Source organism: Nocardia sp. NPDC050712, assembly GCF_040654295.1.
GTDB lineage: Bacteria > Actinomycetota > Actinomycetes > Mycobacteriales > Mycobacteriaceae > Nocardia.
Window position 1 is genome coordinate 349032 of sequence record NZ_JBFAHT010000002.1, and the last position, 16827, is coordinate 365858.

Sequence of the window (16827 nt, forward strand, 5' to 3'; positions counted from 1 at the left end):
GCGCTGCTGCGCGGCCGGATCGACCCCGTTTCCCGACACAAGGACCGATTACTCGATGAAGCTCTCCATTTTCCGCCGATCGAACCTGCGTGAAGGCCTCACCTTCGCGGTAGCCGCAGCCGGCCTCGCGGCCGTCGCCGCCACCGGCGCGGTCTCGGTCGCCGACGACGGCGCGCCCTCGAACGCCGCGTCCTCCGAGGTGGCCCAGGCCGCCGCGCCGGCCAAGGGCCCGTCGATCGAGAAGGCCGCCGCCGTCGCTCCCGCCTACTCGGAGAACCTCGACGGCTGGATCCGCGAGGCGCTCGACATCATGAAGGACAAGAACATCCCGGGCACCTACGAGGGCATCCACAAGAACATCCTGCGCGAGTCGGCCGGTAAGCCGGACGCGATCAATCAGTGGGACTCCAACGCCGCCATGGGCATTCCGTCCAAGGGCCTGCTGCAGATGATCGATCCGACCTTCCAGACCTACCACGTGGAAGGCACCTCGAACGACGTCTGGGATCCCGTCGCCAACATCGTCGCGGCCTGCAACTACGCCGCGCACCGCTACGGCTCGATGGACAACGTCAGCTCGGCGTACTGATTCCATCGACAACTGAATAACAACCGCATACTCGAAAAGCCCCGGACCACTGAGTGGTCCGGGGTTTTTCGCGGTGGGGGCGGTCGCTGACGGTGTCGATTCGGCGTGCGGTAAGCTCGCGAAACTTGAGGTTTCTCCTCCGCTTTCGGCTTGTCAGATCTTTGCCGGAGGAGCTGTTCGCATGCATGGCGGGCCGCGAAGGTGCTGTATCGGGCCCTGAACTCAGCACAACCCGGTTACCTCCAGGAGAACTCTGTCGTGTCCGTATACCTTTATCGGTGGGGCAAATTCGCCTTCCGCCGCAAGTGGATCGTTCTGCCGGTGTGGCTCGTCCTGCTCGCGGTGCTCGGTATCGCGGGCGGCTTGCTGAGTAAACCGATGAGCGACGAATTCAGCATGCCGTCGCTACCGTCGGAGCGCGCCACCGACATTCTGGACAAGCAATTCCCCGGTATGTCCGGGCAATTCGGCATCGATGCCGTCAGCGGCGCGTATGTCATCAAGGCGCCCGCGGGCACGAAGCTGACCGACAAGGCCAACAGTGCCGCGCTGGACGCGCTGATCGCCGATCTGAAGGCGCTGTCGGTCGACAACGGCGCGCGCTTGCTGGTCTCCGCGAAAAGTGCTGCCGCGCTGCGGAATCCGGTCGCCGCCGCCGAAGAGATGGGCTGCCTGACCAAGGCCGACCCGGCGGTGTGCTCGGGTGCCCCGCTCAATGTGTTGAGCCCGGATGCCCCGGGAACCGTTGCCGTGCTGACGGTGCCGTTCGACATCGCCTCCTCGATGGACATCACCGACGAGGAGCGGCACGCCGCCTACGACTTGGCCGATCCCGCCCGTGCGCGCGGATTGACCGTCGAACTCGGCGGCGCCATCCAGCAGGAACAGGAGCAGCCCAGCGGCCAGGCCGAGCTGATCGGCATGGGCGTGGCGCTGGTGGTCATGGTGATCGCCTTCGGCGCCGTCGTGGCGGCGTTCGTGCCGATCATCACCGCGATCGTCGGCCTGGGCGCCGCCATGCTGATGATCGCGCTGGGCACCTCGATCATCGAGGTGCCGAGTTTCACCACGTTCCTGGCGTCGATGATCGGTATCGCGCTGTCCATCGACTACGCGCTGTTCATCGTCTCGCGCTACAAGCACGAACTGCATGTCGCGGCGAATCCCGAAGAGGCCGCGGGCATTTCCGTCGGCACCGCCGGATCCGCGGTGGTGTTCGCCGGTCTCACCGTGGTCGTCGCCCTGGGCGCGCTGAGCATCGTCGGGGTCAACTTCCTGACCTTCATGGGCCTGGGCGGCGCGATGGCGGCCTTCTTCGCCGTACTCACCGCCATCACCCTGATGCCGGCCCTGCTCGGGGCCTTCGGCCGCTTCCTGTTCAAGCCGAAGGTGCCGCTGGTGTCCCGGCACGATCCCGAGGACGACACCGCCGTCAGCAACGGCATGCGGGTGGCCCGCCTGATCGGCAAGCGGCCGTGGATCGCGCTGGCGCTCGCCGTGGCGGCCCTGGCCGCGCTGGCCACTCCGGCGCTCGGTCTGCAATTGGGTCTGCCGGGGGAGGACAGCTTCCCGACCGATTCCACGGTTCGCCAGGCCTACGACATCCGGACGGCGGGCTTCGGGGAAGGCAGCAACGGCATTCTGACCGTCGCCGCCGACCTGGAGAACGTGCCGGAAGGCGTGCGCGAGGCCGCGGTCACCGCGCTGCGGGACCGGCTCGCCGAGTTCCCGGAGATGGATTACGTCACCCGGCCGCAGTTCAGCGCGAACGGCCTCGGCGTCATGCTCAGCGGTGTCCCGAAGTCGGGGCCGAACAACCAGGACACCAAGGATCTGGTGCGTGACGCCCGCGCGGCGGAAAGCGAACTCACCGACCGCTACGGCATCGAGTACGGCATCACCGGCACGACCGCCATCTACGCCGATATGGACCGCGTGCTGCTCGGCAAGATCGTCCCGTACCTGGCGATCGTGGCCGGTGCGGCCTTCGTGCTGCTGATCCTGGTGTTCCGGTCGATCCTGGTCCCGCTCACCGCGGCGCTCGGCTTCCTGCTCTCGATGGCAGCCACCTTCGGCGCGACGGTGCTGATCTTCCAGGAGGGCGCGTTCGGCCTGATCTCCGATCCGCAGCCGATCATCAGTTTCCTGCCGATCATGTTGATCGGCTTGGTGTTCGGCCTCGCCATGGACTATCAGGTGTTCCTGGTGACCCGCATGCGCGAGGAGTACGTGCACGGCAAGTCCGCCAAGGACGCCATGATCAGCGGCTACCACCACGGTGCCCGCGTGGTGACCTCGGCGGCGATCATCATGATCTCGGTGTTCGGCTCGTTCCTGCTCGAATCCGACGTCACCGCCAAGTCGATGGGCTTCGCGCTGGCCGCCGGTGTCGCCATCGACGCGTTCGTGGTGCGCATGGTGCTGGTCCCGGCGTTGCTGGTGATCATGGGCACCCGGTCCTGGTGGATTCCGCAGTGGCTCGACCGCGTCCTGCCCGACATCGATGTCGAGGGCGCGAAACTGCGTGCGCGGCAGCCGCCGCGGTACGGCCCCGCCGAGCCCGAACCGGTCGTCGCCATGCCGCCGGGGCTCGGGGCGCGGGACGAGGAAGAGATCGAGGAGGCCGCTGTGCCGATCATCGCCGCACCGGAGCCGGAACCCGTTCCGGTCGCGGTCGCGCACCCGGCCACCAACGGCCTCGGGCCGCAACGGTTGCCGCGCGAGCAGCGGGCGAGTGGCCGGACGATCGGCGGCACCGTGCGCCGGGACGACGGGCGCCCGGTGCCGGATCCGGTCCTGACGCTGATCGACCAACGCGGACAACAGGTTTCCCGAGTCGCCGGCGACGGCGAGGGTGCTTATGCCCTGGAGCCGCCCGCGCGGGGCAGCTACGTTCTGATCGTCTCCGCGGACGGGTATCGACCGGCCGCGGTGAACGTCACCGTGGTGGACGGCGGTGCGCAGCAGGTCGAGGTCACCCTGCACGGGTCCGGCGAGCTGTCGGGCGTGGTCCGCACGGCCGCGCGCGAGCCGGTGGCGGGCGCCACGGTCACCGTGACCGATCCGCGGGGCGAGGTGGTCGGCACCGCCGTGACCGCGGCGAACGGCGCCTACGCCTGTAAGAGCGTGCCTGCCGGTACCTATACGCTCGTGACGGTCGCCGCGCGGATGCGCCCCGCGGCAACGACATTGACCGTGCCCGACAGCGGGCAGCTGCGTTTCGATGTCGAGCTTGCGCCGATGGCGATGCTCTGGGGCACGGTGCACGCCGACGGCCGGCGGGTGTACGACGCCCGGGTCACCGTGCTCGACCGCTCCGGTGTGACCGTCGGCGTCGTCCATACCGACGAGGACGGCCGCTACGCGGTGACCGACCTGCCCGAGGGCGAATACACCGTGGTGGCACGGGGATATCCGCTGGTGACCAGCGAGGTGATCATCACCGGCGGCGAAGTCGACCACGATGTCTGGCTGGGCTTCGACATCGAGGAACACGCGGAGCTGTCGTGAGCGCGACGCGCGGCAGGTAGGTTCGGACAGATGGCGCGTACAGGATGGACCGCAGAGCACATGCCCTCGCTCACGGGGCGCACCGTAGTGATCACCGGCGCGAACAGCGGCGTCGGGCTGGCCACGGCGACCGCGTTCGCGCGCGCCGGAGCGCGCGTGGTGCTCGCGGTGCGCGACACCGAGCGCGGGGCGGCGGCGGCGCGAACGGTGGGCGGGGACAACGAGGTTCGCCGTCTCGACCTCGCCGACCTGTCCTCGGTGCGGGATTTCGGCCGGTCCTGGCAGGGGCCGCTCGACATCCTGGTCAACAACGCCGGGGTGGCCGGGTTTCCGGGCGCGCGCACCGCGGACGGCTTCGACCTGCAGTTCGGCACGAACCACCTCGGTCACTTCGCGCTGACCAACCTGCTGCTACCGCACCTCACCGACCGCGTGGTGACGCTGGCCTCCGGCGCCCACCGGGCCGGTGACATCCACTTCGACGATCTCGAATTGGCCAGCCGCAAGTACGGATTCGCGGCCTCCTACGGTCAATCCAAGCTCGCCAACCTGCTGTTCACCCTCGAGCTCGACCGGCGGCTGCGGGCCGCGGGCTCGCCGGTCCGGGCGCTGGCCGCGCACCCGGGCTACGCCGCGACCAACCTCGGCACCCAGGGCCGCAACAAGATTCTGGTCAACGCCGTGCATCTGGCGGGCCGGCTGCTCGCGCAGAGCAGCGAACAGGGCGCGTTGCCCACGCTGTTCGCCGCCACCCAGGACATCCCCGGCGCCAGCTACGTCGGCCCGGACGGCCGCCGCGAACTGCACGGCCACCCCACCCTGGTCGGACGATCCGCCAAGGCCAGCGATCCCGTTACCGCTCAGCGCCTTTGGACGGTCTCCGAGAAACTCACCGGGGTCGAATTCGATCTCGGCGCCCGCGACGACCAGGGCTAGGCCCGGCTCACAGCGTTGCGCAGGCGTCCCCGATCGCCTCGTCCAGCATGGTCAGACCGAGTTCCAGCTCTTGCTCGGTAGCGGTCAGCGGCGGTGCGATCCGGAAGACGCCGCCCATGCCGGGCAACTGGACGATATTCATATGCAGGCCGAGTTCGAGGCAGCGCTGGGTGACTCGTGCGCCGAGCGCGTCCGAACTCTGTTTCGTCGCGCGGTCCACGACGAGTTCGACCCCGGCCAGCAGGCCGCGGCCCCGGATGTCGCCGACCACCGCGTGCCGTTCGGCGATCGATTCCAAGCCCTTGCGCAAATACGCGCCGAGATCGCGGGCGCGCTGATCGAGCTTGTCCTCGATCAGGACGTCCAGGACGGTGTTGCCGACCGCGGCGACCAGCGGATCGGAGACGTGGGTGGTGAAGAACAGGAAGCCGCGCTCGTAGGCGGTCTGCTCGATCTCGGCGCTGGTGACCACGGCCGCGAGCGGCAGCCCCGCGCCCAGGGTCTTGGACAGCGTGAGAATGTCGGGGACCACGCCGTCGCGCTCGAACGCGTACCAGGTTCCGGTGCGGCACAGGCCGGTCTGGGCTTCGTCGAGGATGAGCAGCATGCCGCGTTCCCGGCACTTGCGCTGTAGTGCCGCGAAGTATCCGGGCGGCGGCTCGATGATGCCGCCCGAGCTGAGGATCGGCTCGAGCAGGCACGCGGCCAGGCTGCCCGTCGACTGGGCGTCGATCAGGTCGAAGGCGAAGTCCAATTGCCGCTGCCAGTCCAGACTTCCGTCCGCGGTGGTGAAATCGGGCCGATAGCTGTTCGGCACGGGAATCGCGAAGTTGCCGGGCACGGCCGGACCGTAGCCCTTGCGTCCCGCGCTGTAGGTGGCCGACGCGGCGGCCTGCGTCATGCCGTGCCAGGACCGGGCGAAGGACACGATCTCGTGCTTGCCGGTCACGAGCTTGGCCATCCGGATGGCGGCCTCGTTCGACTCCGCGCCGGTGGTCAGCAGCAGCACCTTCGACAGCGGCTCGGGCAGGGAATCGGCCAGGCGCCGGGCCAGGTCGACCACCGGGCGGCTCAGCATGCCGCTGTAGAGATGGTCGAGCGTGGCGACCTGCCGCTGGACCGTCTCGACGATGCGCGGGTGCGAGTGGCCGAGGATCGCGCTCATCTGGCCGGAGGTGAAATCGAGGATCTTGCGGCCGTCGGCGGTGAACACGAAGCTGCCCGCCGCGCGTTCGACGATCTCGGGGGTGAACGCGGAGCCGTAGCGCACCAGGTGCCGTGCGGCGTCGTTCCAGAAGGCATCGGGCTGCGGCGTGAGGTCAGGCATGGTCTCGACGGTAAGCGGCGGCCGAGCATCACGTCCATCTCACAATTCCGGCTTTCCTGTTCGGAATTTCCGTACAAGAATCGACGGGGTGATGAACCCTTGGCGGCTCAAACTGCTGAGCCAACTGGACACCCTCGGCACCGTCCGGGCGGTGGCGCAGGCCGCGAATCTCAGCCCGTCCAGCGTGTCGCAGCAACTGGCCGTGCTCGAGGCCGAGACCCGCACCCAGCTGCTCGAGCGCACCGGGCGGCGGGTGCGGCTGACCTCGGCCGGGCTGATCCTGGCCCGGCGGGCGCGCACGCTCCTGGATCAGATGGACAGCGTCGAGTCCGAACTGCGCGGCTTCGGCGAGGAGCCCTCCGGGCTGGTGCGGCTGGGCGCGTTCCAGAGCGCGATCCACACCCTGGCGGTGCCGGCGGTGACGCGGCTGGCCCAGGAGTATCCGCATCTGGACGTCGAGATCCTCGAACTGGAACCGCACGCGAGCATGCCCGCGCTGCGGGTCGGCGACGCCGACGTCATCATCACCACCACGGATTTCGACGAACTGCCCCTGGGCCCGGATCTGGACCTGGTGCCCCTCGCCACCGACCAGATTCTGCTGGTGCTGCCGCCCGGGCACGCGGCCGGTCGCGGCCCGGTGAAGCTGGCGGCCTTCGCCGACGAGCCCTGGGCCTTCGACATCCCGCAGTCCTACATGGCCAATCTCGCGCTGCGGCTGTGCCGTCAGGCCCGATTCGAACCGCGGGTCGTCTGCCGTTTCAGCAATTACATGATGGCGTTGCAGCACGTCGAGGCCGGGCTGTCCATCACGCTGCTGCCGGCTCTCGCCGTCGACCACAGCCGCTACGACATCACCACCAGGGAACTCGCCACCCCGGTGACCCGCACCATCACCGCGGCCGTCCGCCGCGGCGCCGCACCGCGCGCGGCGGTGCGGGTCGTCCTCGACTCGCTGCGCCGCAACCCCGACCTGCCGCTGCCCGGCGACCCGCGCTCAGCGGGCGATTAGCCCCGGGCTCACGTGCCGGCGGGCTTGGCCCGGTGGAGGTCGCGGGCCAGGAGCGCGACCGACGCGCTGGAGATGCCCGCGGTGGTGTTGAGATCGATGGTGGTCAACTGCGCGATGCGGCGTAGTCGGTAGTCGATGGTGTTCGGATGGATGAACAGGTGCCGGGCGGTGAGCCGGCGGCTGAGGTCGCGGGAGAGGTAGACCCGGATCGTTTCGAGCAGCTCCGGGTGCTTGTCGAGCGGGTCCAGGGTCGCGGCGAGCTGACTGATGCCGGGGCCGGACCGGGTGAGCTGATATTCCAGCGCGAGATCGGCGGGGTGGTACAGGCCGGGCTGCCGGCGCGCGGCGCGGACCAGCTCGAGTAGTTCGTGCGCGTGGTCGGCGCAGTCGGGGATGCGGTCGGTCGCGGTCGTGATCACGACGGCGGTGACCGGCACCTCCGCGGCGGCGGACAGTGCGTCGCGGAGATCGGAGATGACTGTGGCGGAGGCGGATTCGGCCACCGGGATGAGCAGCGTGCCGCCCTGCGGGTTGAACAGCGCCAGGGCGCGTGATCCCAGGGCCTTGGCCAGTGCCGACTGCACCCGCCGTAGTTTGCGCTGGGCCGAGATGTGGGCGTCGATCCGCGGATTCTGTTCGTCGGCGTGTGCTGGAATCGCCAGTGCCACCACGTGATACGACTCGGCGACCGGGATCTCGCCCTGCCGCACGAGTGCGGACGTGCCGTGCCCGCTGAGCAGTGCGGAGGTCAAAGTCTGTGCGGCGGAGTGATGTTCGCGGGCGACGAGGCGCTGTTCCTGGGCGTAGGCCGCGGTCGCCGCGACGGTGACCGACTCCAGCAGTTCGAGGATGAGGTCGATCGCGAGCAGGAGCTCGGAATGATCGTCGGCGTTCGCGCGGGCCGTGGCCAGGCTGAGTCCGATCCGGATGCCCTCGTGGTAGGCGCGCAGGATCGCCTCCAGCGGAACACCTTCCCGGGCCCACTGCGTCGCCGCCGCGCGGACCTGTGCGAGTTGCTCGTCGTCGGGCACCGCCTGGTGGTCGAGCAGTTCGACGATCAGCGCGAGACAGTGGCGGGTCATCGTGGTGACCTCGCCGCGCAGCTGCTCGCCGGGCAGGGTGCGGCAGGGCGCGAGACAGGTCGCGAAGTAGTCGACTATCCGGGACGCGACGCGCGCGGTGTCCTCGAGTGCGAGGGACGCCGGTTGACCGGCGAACCGCAGTGCGGTGTCCGGCGATCCGACGGAGAGATCCAGGGTGGAAAATGACATGTGTTGCTCCAGCGCCGTTCTAGTCGTGCAATCCTGCGTAGCGGAGTTCCAGCCCGTCCAGCAGCGCCTTCAGGCCGGTGTCGAAAGCGTCCCGCGCGATCCGCTGTTGTCGTTCCGCGAGCAGGTGGGCTTCGTTCAAATGGGGGTAGTCGCGGTCGTAGACGGCGGCATCGCTGGGGAATCCGCCGGCGAAGGAACCCAGCGCGGACCCGGTCACGAAGTACCGCATGAGCGCGCCGACGCTGGTGGCCTCGCGCCGCGGCCAGCCCGCGGCGACCAGCCCGCCGAAGACGGCGTCCGCGATCCGCAAGGCGTGGGGGCGGCGCCCGGGACCGCTGGCCAGCGCGGGCACGATCTCGTGGTGTGCGGCCACCGCGGCGCGATACGACTGCGCCCAGTTCTCCAACGCGCTACGCCAGGACGGGTTTTCGGGGCTCAAGGTGCCGAACATCGAGGTGTCGACCTCGGCGAGTACCGCGTCCACCACCGCGTCGATGAGCTCGTCCATGGTGCCGACGTGGTTGTAGAGCGAGGGACCTTGCACGCCGAGTTCGGCGGCCAGCCGCCGGGACGACACCGCGGTCAGCCCCTCGGCATCGACCAGGGCCAGTGCGGTTTCGACGATGCGATCGCGGCTCAGTAGTGGCCGGCGGGGTCGCGCCATTGTGAGCCCCTGTTCTATCGCGGTGCTGCTTTCCCCCGTAAACCTAGCGCTGCAAGTTTAAATTCGGGCGAGTATCGCCGAAACCAGCTGCCTATCCGGAGAACACCGCCACCAGAAAGTCGGACTCATCGGTGAACGGCCGCAGATCCCAGGTCGACAGTCGCAGGTCCACGGTGAGCCCGGCCGCCGCGGCATCGGCGAAGAACTGCGGGAACTCGTAGCCGCGATCCGCGCCGAACCCGACGACGACGCGACCGGTGGGGCCGAGATGGCGGGCGAAGCCGGTCAGCACCGCGACCCGGGTGGACGGCGCCACGAACGCCATCACGTTGCCCGCGCACACGATGACATCGAAGTCCGCCGCGATGCCGCGGCCCGGCAGCTCGAGGTCGGCCAGGTCGCCGACGAGCCACGCCGGTCCGGGATAGTCCTGCTCGGCGGCGGCGATCAGCACCGGATCGACATCGACCCCGACGACCTCGTGCCCGGCGCGGTGCAGATAACCGCCGAGCCGCCCCGCCCCGCAGCCGGCGTCCAGCACCCGGCTACCGCGGGCGAGCATGGCGTCGACCAGCCGCGCTTCGCCGACGATATCGGCGCCCTCGGCCGCCAAGGTGCGGAAGCGATTCACATACCGGGTCGAATGTGCCGGGTCGGCAGCGGTGATTTCCTCCCACTGACTGGGGACGCGTGCGTTCATCGTCTGCTCCTCCTCGCTCGGGCCGGGCCTCGTTCACTGTGCCACCGTCGCCCGGATCGACAACGCGCGGCCCGCGCGGGTCGTCAGCTCATCAGACCGCTTCGATAGGCGAGGACCACGGCTTGCGTGCGGTCCCGGGAGCCGGTCTTGGCGATCACGTGGGAGACATGGGTGCGGGTGGTGGCTTCGCTGATGAACAGCCGGGCGCTGATCTCGGTGTTGGCGTAGCCCATCGCCATCAGCACCAGCACCTCGCGCTCCCGGTTGGTGAGCCCGGCCACGGATTCCGGTGTCGCGGCCGAGGGCGGGGTGGCCGATCGCAGTGTCGTGAGGACGCCGCCGACGACCGCGGGATCGAGCCAGCCCTCGCCTGCGGCACAGGCGCGAATCGCCTGGGCGAGGTCCGCGGGGGCGGCGTGCTTGAGCAGGAATCCGCTGGCGCCGGCGGCAAGGGCCTGTTGGACCGCGTGCTGCTCGTTGAACGTGGTGAGCATGAGAACCACTGGTGCATCAGGCTTTTCGCAGATGATCCGGGTAGCGCTGATCCCGTCGGTGCCCGGCATGCGCAGGTCCATCAGCACCACATCGGGTGCGACGGCCGCGGCGAGTTCCACCGCTGCCGCGCCGTCACCGGCTTCGCCCACCACCTCGATGTCCGCGACGCTCCCGAGCAGGAGCACGCACCCCGCACGCACCAGGGCCTCGTCCTCGGCGATGATCACGCGGATCGTCACGTCGCGTTCTCCGTGCTGCGCAACGGAATCTCCGAGGTCACCGACCAGCCGTTGCCGTCCGGTCCGTATTCGACCGTGCCGCTGAGGGTTTGCAGGCGCTGGGTCAACCCGGTCAGGCCTTGGCGGGTGGAGAGCCGGTCGACCTGCGCGACGGGGCCGTCGCCGCCGGTGCTGCGCACCGCCACGGTGACGCGGGTGGGGTGCCAGCCGATGCTGATATCGACGTTCGCCCCCGCCCCGGCGTGCTTGGCGGCATTGGTCAGCGATTCCTGCACGAGCCGGTAGGCCGCCAGGTCGATGCCGGGGTCGACGTTCGGCGGCCGGGTGCCGTCGGTATCGAGGCGAATATTCAACCCGCGCGCCCGATTCAGCTCGATCAGATCATCGAGGGTGACGGGCGCGACCGCCTGGTCGGGTGCGCGCAAAAGCCCCAGCAGATCGTGCAATTGGCCCATCGCGTGTGTCCCGGCCTGTTCGATGACGGCCAGTGCCTCGGCCACTTGCGGATTCCCGTCGGTGGCCAGCGTCCGGGCGGCCGCGGCGTGCAGGATCATTCCGGCCACCGCGCCGGACACGCTGTCGTGCAATTCGTGCGCCAGCCGCAGTCGCTGTGCCGCCAGCGCGGCCGCACCCTCGGCCGCCAACCGCTCCTGCACCGCCAGCGCGCGGTGTTCACGCAGATAGAGCAGCCGGCCGACGCCCCACACGACACCGAGCGCCAAGGCCCACATCGTCCCCGCGACGAGGTAGTGGCTCAGTTCCGGCTCGCCCGGACCGGCCAGGCCGTTGTGATAGGTGAACAACGCGAGCGAGAGCGCCGACCCGGCGAGTACCAGTCGCGCTGTCGCGGTGGCGACCCGGCAGGCGGCGGCGAAGGTCGCGACGAGCAGGTAACCGACCGGAAAATACGTCGGCACAACGAGATTCACCGAGGTGAAGGCCCACGCCGCGCCCCACACCGCGAGCGGGAAGCGGCCACGCAGCAGCAGGGCCGCGCACAACAGGACCGCGGCCGCCGGTATCACCCAGATCGGCAGCGACCGGCCGCCGAGGAGTTCGCTGTCCCCGCCCCACGCCGCCAGGTCGATGGCGCCGACCACGGCGACCAGGGCGACGTCGGCCAGGCGGCGTAGCGATGTGCTTGTGGCGCTGGATTCAGCCACCGCCCAGGAGCTTCCATACCCAGGTCAGTGGGTTGCCGATCGACATCGCCGGCGGCGGCGTCGCGGTGGCGGCTTCGGTGAGGACCTTGCGCACGGCGGCGATGACCTCGTCGCGACCGGGTTCGGCGAGCCCGCCCTCGGGGTTCTCGACGAGGGTGACCGGCACCCCGCGCGGCGGGGCGGCCGAGGTCTCGGCCAGTTGCAGCAGCACGATGTCGGGTGCGTCCGGCACGACGATCGTCGCCGAGACGTCGACGATCTCACCGTATTCGTGTGCCGGGCTGAACACGCCGAGCCGGAGCGTCGCGCCCTGTTCGGCGAGCATCGTGGACAACGGTGGATGTGCGAGCGCGAACTCCCGCTCGAGCAGTGTCGCCCGGCCCAGCCGCACACCGGTCGCGCCGCTCTCGTCGACCGCGTACACGACCACGAAAGTTCGTGCTGTCATGGGCAGAAGTGTCCCACGATATCGCCGGGCAGGGCTATGTGTTCGCGGTCCGCTGTCCCGGCCGGCGGGCGAGGACCAGGGTGAAGGCGCAGGCGGCGACCAGGTCGGCCAGCACGAAGATCCAGATGCCGGTGCGGACGCCGCAGCGTTCGCCCAGCAGGCCGCCCAGCAGCGCGCCGGTCAGGTTGGCCGCGGTCGTGCCGGTGCCGAGCAGTGCGCCGACCCGGGCGAAGTAGCGATCGCCGACATCGGTGCCCAGCACGGTGATCAGGGCGATGTTCATGATCGCGCCGCACAGCGTCGGCACTGCGGTGCTCGCACAGACGATCAGCAGAGCGAGGGGGACCGGCCCGGTGGCCAGGGGCAGCGCGAGCGCGCAGGCCGCGGCGGCCAGGACGGTGCCGCGCAGCGCTTGCCGGGGAGAGATCCCCGCGGCCAGGATGCGCGGCGCGGCAAGCGCGCCCAGCGCCGCGGACAGGGTGGCGGCCACGGCGGGAATGCCGTACACGGACACCGGAATTCGGACCTCGGTGAGCAGGAACACCGCGCGCAGGGCGGCCACGCCGCCGGCCGCCGCGCCCCCGATCAGCAGGTACAGCGCCAAGGCGGCGAGCACCGTGGAGTCGCGCAAAACCCGGACGCCGTCGGCGAACTCCCGGGCGATGCCGCCCCGTCGCGCGGTCTCGCGATGATCCGGCGCGGACAGGCCCGAGAGGCAATAGGCGCTGAACAGATACGTCAGCACATCGCAGCCGAACATCACCGCGGCGCCGACCGCCGTGAGCAGCGGGCCCGCCACCGAGGCGCCCGCGGAGCGCGCCAGCAGCGCGTTCGCCTGGAGTCGGGCCCGCGTGGTGCTCAGATCGCGGACGCCGAGGGTGCTCAGATGCGAGAAGTACAGCCCCGCGCGCGCCACCCCGGTCACACCGAGAGTCAGGGACAGGCCGATCAGGGTGGCGACGGTCAGCAGGTGCGTGAGCGCCGCTACCGCACACACTGTAATAGCCATGGCGGCAAGGAGATCCGCGCCGATCAGCAACCGTCGCGGCCGGCGTACCCGGTCCAGCAGGACGCCCGCGAAAGGTCCCAGGACGAGCGGCGGTATGCCCGACGCGGCCACCACCAGCGACACCTCGTGCGGTCCGGCCGCCAGCACCGTGACCGCGGTGACGGCGACGGTGGTGCTGGTCATGGTGCTGCCGAAGGTGGAGGCGACCTGCGCGATCGTGTAGCGCCGCAGATCCGAATTCGTCTGTGCCGGTAGTGCGTCGAGCATGGTCGGGTTCCTTGTCGGAGAAAGAGAATCGCCGGGCGCGGGCTGTCAGGCCCGCGCCCGGCGGAGTTCGTGCGATTACGCCTCGAGGGCGTGGGTGCAGTTCTGCATGCTGAGGGTGCTCCAGCCGGCGTCTTCGCCTTCGTTCTTGGCGGTCTCGGCCTGCAGTTTCAGGATCTGGGTCATGGTGTTCACCTCCTTTCAGGCGTAGTCGGGGGCCGTGCGGGATCACTGCATTTCGTGCTGGTTGGTGCAGTTCTGGACGCTCCAGGTGCTCCAGCCGCCGTCTTCGCCTTCGTTCTTGGCGGTCTCGGCCTGCAGCTTCAGGATGTGGATCATGATGTTCACCTCCTTACGAGATGTGATGAGAAGGGTTGGGGGTCAGAGCATTTCGTGGGTGTTGGTGCAGTTGGCCATGCTGAGGGTGCTCCAGCCGGCGTCCTCGCCCTCGTTCTTGGCGGTCTCGGCCTGCAGCTTCAGGATCTGGATCATGATGTTCACCTCCCTTCGGTGAGCTCGGACGATGGTCTGGGTGGTCGCTTACCGCGCGACCGGCTCGGGTGCGGCCGCAGGCAGGGCCGCGTCGAGGGTGAACAGCGGGTCGGGGATGCCGGTCAGGGCGTGGTGCAGGGCGAGCAGGACACCGGCCGAACCCGTGGCCAGGTCGGCACTGAGCCGCTGGCCGTGGCCGCCCAGCCAGCGCACGCCGGCCGGACCGGGGATCGCGTACTTGAACAGGGCGGTCAGCCGCGACGAATCCGCCTGGGCCAGCGCCATTCCCGCCTGGCCGTGGAAGAGGCCGGGAGCGGCGGTGAACCGGATGTCCGTGGCGCGCAGGCAAGCGCTCAGCGTGTCGGCCAGTCCGGGCTCGTCGTGCCGAGTCAGATAGCGGGCGAGCACCTGGGCGTAGCCCGCGCTTCCGGATGCCAGGTAGGGCATCACGCGCAGATCGCGTTCCGAGGCCCGGAAGCCCAGGGCGCCGCCCGGAATCGGCTCGGCGTGGACGAGTTCGTCGCGGAGCAACCGCAGCCCGTGCTCGAAATGCCGGTGCTCACCGGTGAACGCGGCCAGGTAGTACAGCGCCAGCGCGACCCCGGGTCGTCCGTGCACCAGACCGCTGGCGTTGTCCGCGCCCAGCAAGGGCGCCAGCTCCGCGGGCAGCCCGCTGAGGAGCCGGTCCGCGTGTTCGAGGTGCGCGCCGTCACCGGTCCGGTGATGAAAGGTCAAATGGGCCATGGCGATCCCCGCCGCACCGCCACCCCAGGTGGCCGACTCGGCGCCGAGCCGATGCGCGCTCGCCGCGGCGAGCAGGGTGAGCGCGGCCTCGCGCTCGCCGAGATCGTCGAGTACCAGGGCGATTCCGGCGTTGCCGAAGAGCAGACCGGGGCAGGTGTCGCCGAGGCCGGCCAGGGACTCGTCACGCAACCGCGTGCGTACTGCCGGGTCGATGGCGCGCCCGGCCAGGCGCAAGGCGTGGAGCACGCCGGCCGTGCCGTGAGCGAGACTTCGGGTATTGGTCCGATAGCCTTCCGGCCCGAGGGGATACGCGGACTCCGCGTTGCCGGGATCCATCATGTGTTCGAGTTCGTTGGCCGTGCGGTCCCGCAACCAGGCCAGCGCGGCCCGCGGATCGGCCCGCACGGTGCCGGGATCGGGCAGGCTCTGCTCCTCGACGCTGCCCCGGTAGCGGATGACCGCATCCCACAGCGGTCGCGGTGGCGCGGCCAGCTCGGTGAGGTCGGCGTGCAGGTGATCCAGGGCCTGCGGTGACCGCTCGGCCACCTCGTGCATCGGGAAGATCAGCAGCTGGGCGAGTGCGGCCAGCCCGTAGGAGTCGACATAGCGCGGGTCGGCCTGCGCACGGGCGCTGCTCGTGCGCAACTCCGGCGGCGCGAACCCCGGCGTGGACAGCAGTCCGAGCGGATGATCCAGGCGCTGAACGGCTTCCACGTCGATCAGCCGCACGGTGTCGTCCTCGTCGATGAGCACGTTCCCGGGGCTGATGTCGACGAAGGCGTATCCGAGGCCGTGCAGGGTGGCGATCTGCGCGGTGACCTGATCGAGAATGTGGCGGCAGCGCTGGTAGTAATCGGCGACGGTCGCCGCACTCGGAGCCGCGTGGATCAGCGGTGTCGTGGCGACCATCCAGCTGGTCAGCGTGCGACCCGGCACGAATTCGGTGACGAGATAGGTGTTCTCCCACTCGCTGAACAGCTCGACGGGCCGGGGCGTCAGCCCGGGGGCGGCCGCGTGCAGGGCCCGCAGCGTCAGGTACTCCCGCTCGAGCCGGCGGCGCGCATCCTGCGCACCCACGTAGCCGTTGTGGCCCCGGGCCTCCTTGACGAAGCAGGCGGTCCCGGCCACGTCGCGAGCCCGGTAGGCGCCGCCCGCGTTGCTGTGGCGCAGCACCGCTTCGAAGGTGTAGCCGTGGAAGCTGACCTCGGCGTCGTCGCCGATCGGCTCCGATGCCGGGGTGAAGGGGTCGACCACCCCGGCGGGCAGGAAGAACTCGGGGCGGCGCTCGTCGGGGACCTCGCTACCGTCGACAGCCCGCATCGTGGGCAGCTTCGAGCCGTCGGCCTGGAGCCGATAGGTGGCCCGGAAAGCGCCGAACCGATAGGAAACGCACTGCGAGGTGCCGAAGCGGCGGTCGGTGAGGACATACGGTCCCGCGACGCCGTCGAGCGCCCGTTCCAGCCGCACCAGCACCTCGTGTGCGGACTGCGGCGTCGGCGGATAGAGCGCGCAGAACTTCCCGCTCTGCACCCGGTTGCCGTGCTTGCTGTGCAGCCACCCGAAGAACGTGCGCCCGGTCAGGTGCTTGAACGGCACCCCCAGCTCGCCGCAGATCTTCGCGACGATGTCGAGCACCAGGTGGGTGTTGTCCAGCGAGCTGGAGACATGCACCTTCCAGCCCTGGTCGGGCAGTTCGACCCCGGGCGGCAGCCAGTGCGTCCACACACCCGACTCGCCGCGCCGCCACCCCGGCGGCGGCACTGCGGGGGCGTATCGCGGCCCCGGATCGGTACGCTCGACCGGCTGGAAGTAGTCGGGGTCGGCGAGCAAGAACGCTGCGTCGTGAAGCATTGCGGTCCAACCCTTCTGGGTCTCGGGGGGCGGTTCGTCTGTCGATCGAACGAGTTCCAGAATGGCTGGCGCGGCACCCTCACCGAATCAGTGCGCAGTGGTGGTTTTCGCCT

13 protein-coding genes are annotated in these 16827 nt (G+C 69.7%); 4 read left to right on the top strand and 9 right to left on the bottom strand.

Going from position 1 to position 16827, the window contains the following annotated elements:
- Positions 1-55: 55 nt before the first annotated feature.
- The 3 genes from AB0H76_RS11945 to AB0H76_RS11955 all read left to right on the top strand — a co-directional run bounded on the left by AB0H76_RS11945 (position 56) and on the right by AB0H76_RS11955 (position 5035).
- Complete coding sequence (locus tag AB0H76_RS11945; protein ID WP_357321385.1) at positions 56-589, top strand: transglycosylase SLT domain-containing protein; 534 nt, start codon at positions 56-58, stop codon at positions 587-589.
- A 258-nt stretch (positions 590-847) separates the two neighbouring features.
- Complete coding sequence (locus AB0H76_RS11950) at positions 848-4099, top strand: MMPL family transporter (protein ID WP_357321388.1); 3252 nt, start codon at positions 848-850, stop codon at positions 4097-4099.
- A gap of 30 nt (positions 4100-4129) precedes the next feature.
- Positions 4130-5035 (top strand): oxidoreductase, encoded by a 906-nt coding sequence (locus AB0H76_RS11955; RefSeq protein ID WP_357321392.1) that lies wholly within the window; start codon positions 4130-4132, stop codon positions 5033-5035.
- A 7-nt stretch (positions 5036-5042) separates the two neighbouring features.
- Here the strand turns inward: AB0H76_RS11955 and AB0H76_RS11960 are convergent, their stop codons facing one another.
- On the bottom strand, positions 5043-6362 hold the full coding sequence (locus AB0H76_RS11960; RefSeq protein WP_357321395.1) for an aspartate aminotransferase family protein: 1320 nt from the start codon (positions 6360-6362) through the stop codon (positions 5043-5045).
- 91 nt (positions 6363-6453) lie between these two features.
- On the opposite strand from AB0H76_RS11960, the gene AB0H76_RS11965 reads away from it, so the two are divergent.
- Complete coding sequence (locus tag AB0H76_RS11965; RefSeq protein ID WP_357326105.1) at positions 6454-7374, top strand: LysR substrate-binding domain-containing protein; 921 nt, start codon at positions 6454-6456, stop codon at positions 7372-7374.
- 8 nt (positions 7375-7382) lie between these two features.
- Here the strand turns inward: AB0H76_RS11965 and AB0H76_RS11970 are convergent, their stop codons facing one another.
- The 8 genes from AB0H76_RS11970 to lanKC form a co-directional block, all read right to left on the bottom strand.
- Entirely contained in the window at positions 7383-8645 is a 1263-nt protein-coding gene (locus AB0H76_RS11970; RefSeq protein ID WP_357321398.1) for a helix-turn-helix domain-containing protein, read from the bottom strand.
- A gap of 19 nt (positions 8646-8664) precedes the next feature.
- Positions 8665-9309 carry a TetR/AcrR family transcriptional regulator C-terminal domain-containing protein gene (locus AB0H76_RS11975; protein ID WP_357321401.1) on the bottom strand — a complete coding sequence of 215 codons (645 nt, stop codon included), beginning with the start codon at positions 9307-9309 and terminating at the stop codon, positions 8665-8667.
- 91 nt (positions 9310-9400) lie between these two features.
- Positions 9401-10009: a class I SAM-dependent methyltransferase gene (locus tag AB0H76_RS11980; protein ID WP_357321404.1), complete on the bottom strand. Its 609-nt coding sequence runs from the start codon at positions 10007-10009 to the stop codon at positions 9401-9403.
- Between the two features lie 83 nt (positions 10010-10092).
- Positions 10093-10743 carry a response regulator transcription factor gene (locus tag AB0H76_RS11985; RefSeq protein WP_357321407.1) on the bottom strand — a complete coding sequence of 217 codons (651 nt, stop codon included), beginning with the start codon at positions 10741-10743 and terminating at the stop codon, positions 10093-10095.
- On the bottom strand, positions 10740-11906 hold the full coding sequence (locus tag AB0H76_RS11990; RefSeq protein WP_357321410.1) for a histidine kinase: 1167 nt from the start codon (positions 11904-11906) through the stop codon (positions 10740-10742). The genes AB0H76_RS11985 and AB0H76_RS11990 overlap by 4 nt, the downstream gene beginning before the upstream one ends.
- Complete coding sequence (locus AB0H76_RS11995; RefSeq protein WP_357321413.1) at positions 11899-12354, bottom strand: hypothetical protein; 456 nt, start codon at positions 12352-12354, stop codon at positions 11899-11901. The genes AB0H76_RS11990 and AB0H76_RS11995 overlap by 8 nt, the downstream gene beginning before the upstream one ends.
- A 34-nt stretch (positions 12355-12388) precedes the next feature.
- Positions 12389-13630 (bottom strand): MFS transporter, encoded by a 1242-nt coding sequence (locus tag AB0H76_RS12000; RefSeq protein ID WP_357321416.1) that lies wholly within the window; start codon positions 13628-13630, stop codon positions 12389-12391.
- Positions 13631-14167: 537 nt separating this feature from the next.
- Complete coding sequence (gene lanKC / locus AB0H76_RS12005) at positions 14168-16714, bottom strand: class III lanthionine synthetase LanKC (protein ID WP_357321419.1); 2547 nt, start codon at positions 16712-16714, stop codon at positions 14168-14170.
- Positions 16715-16827: the final 113 nt, after the last annotated feature.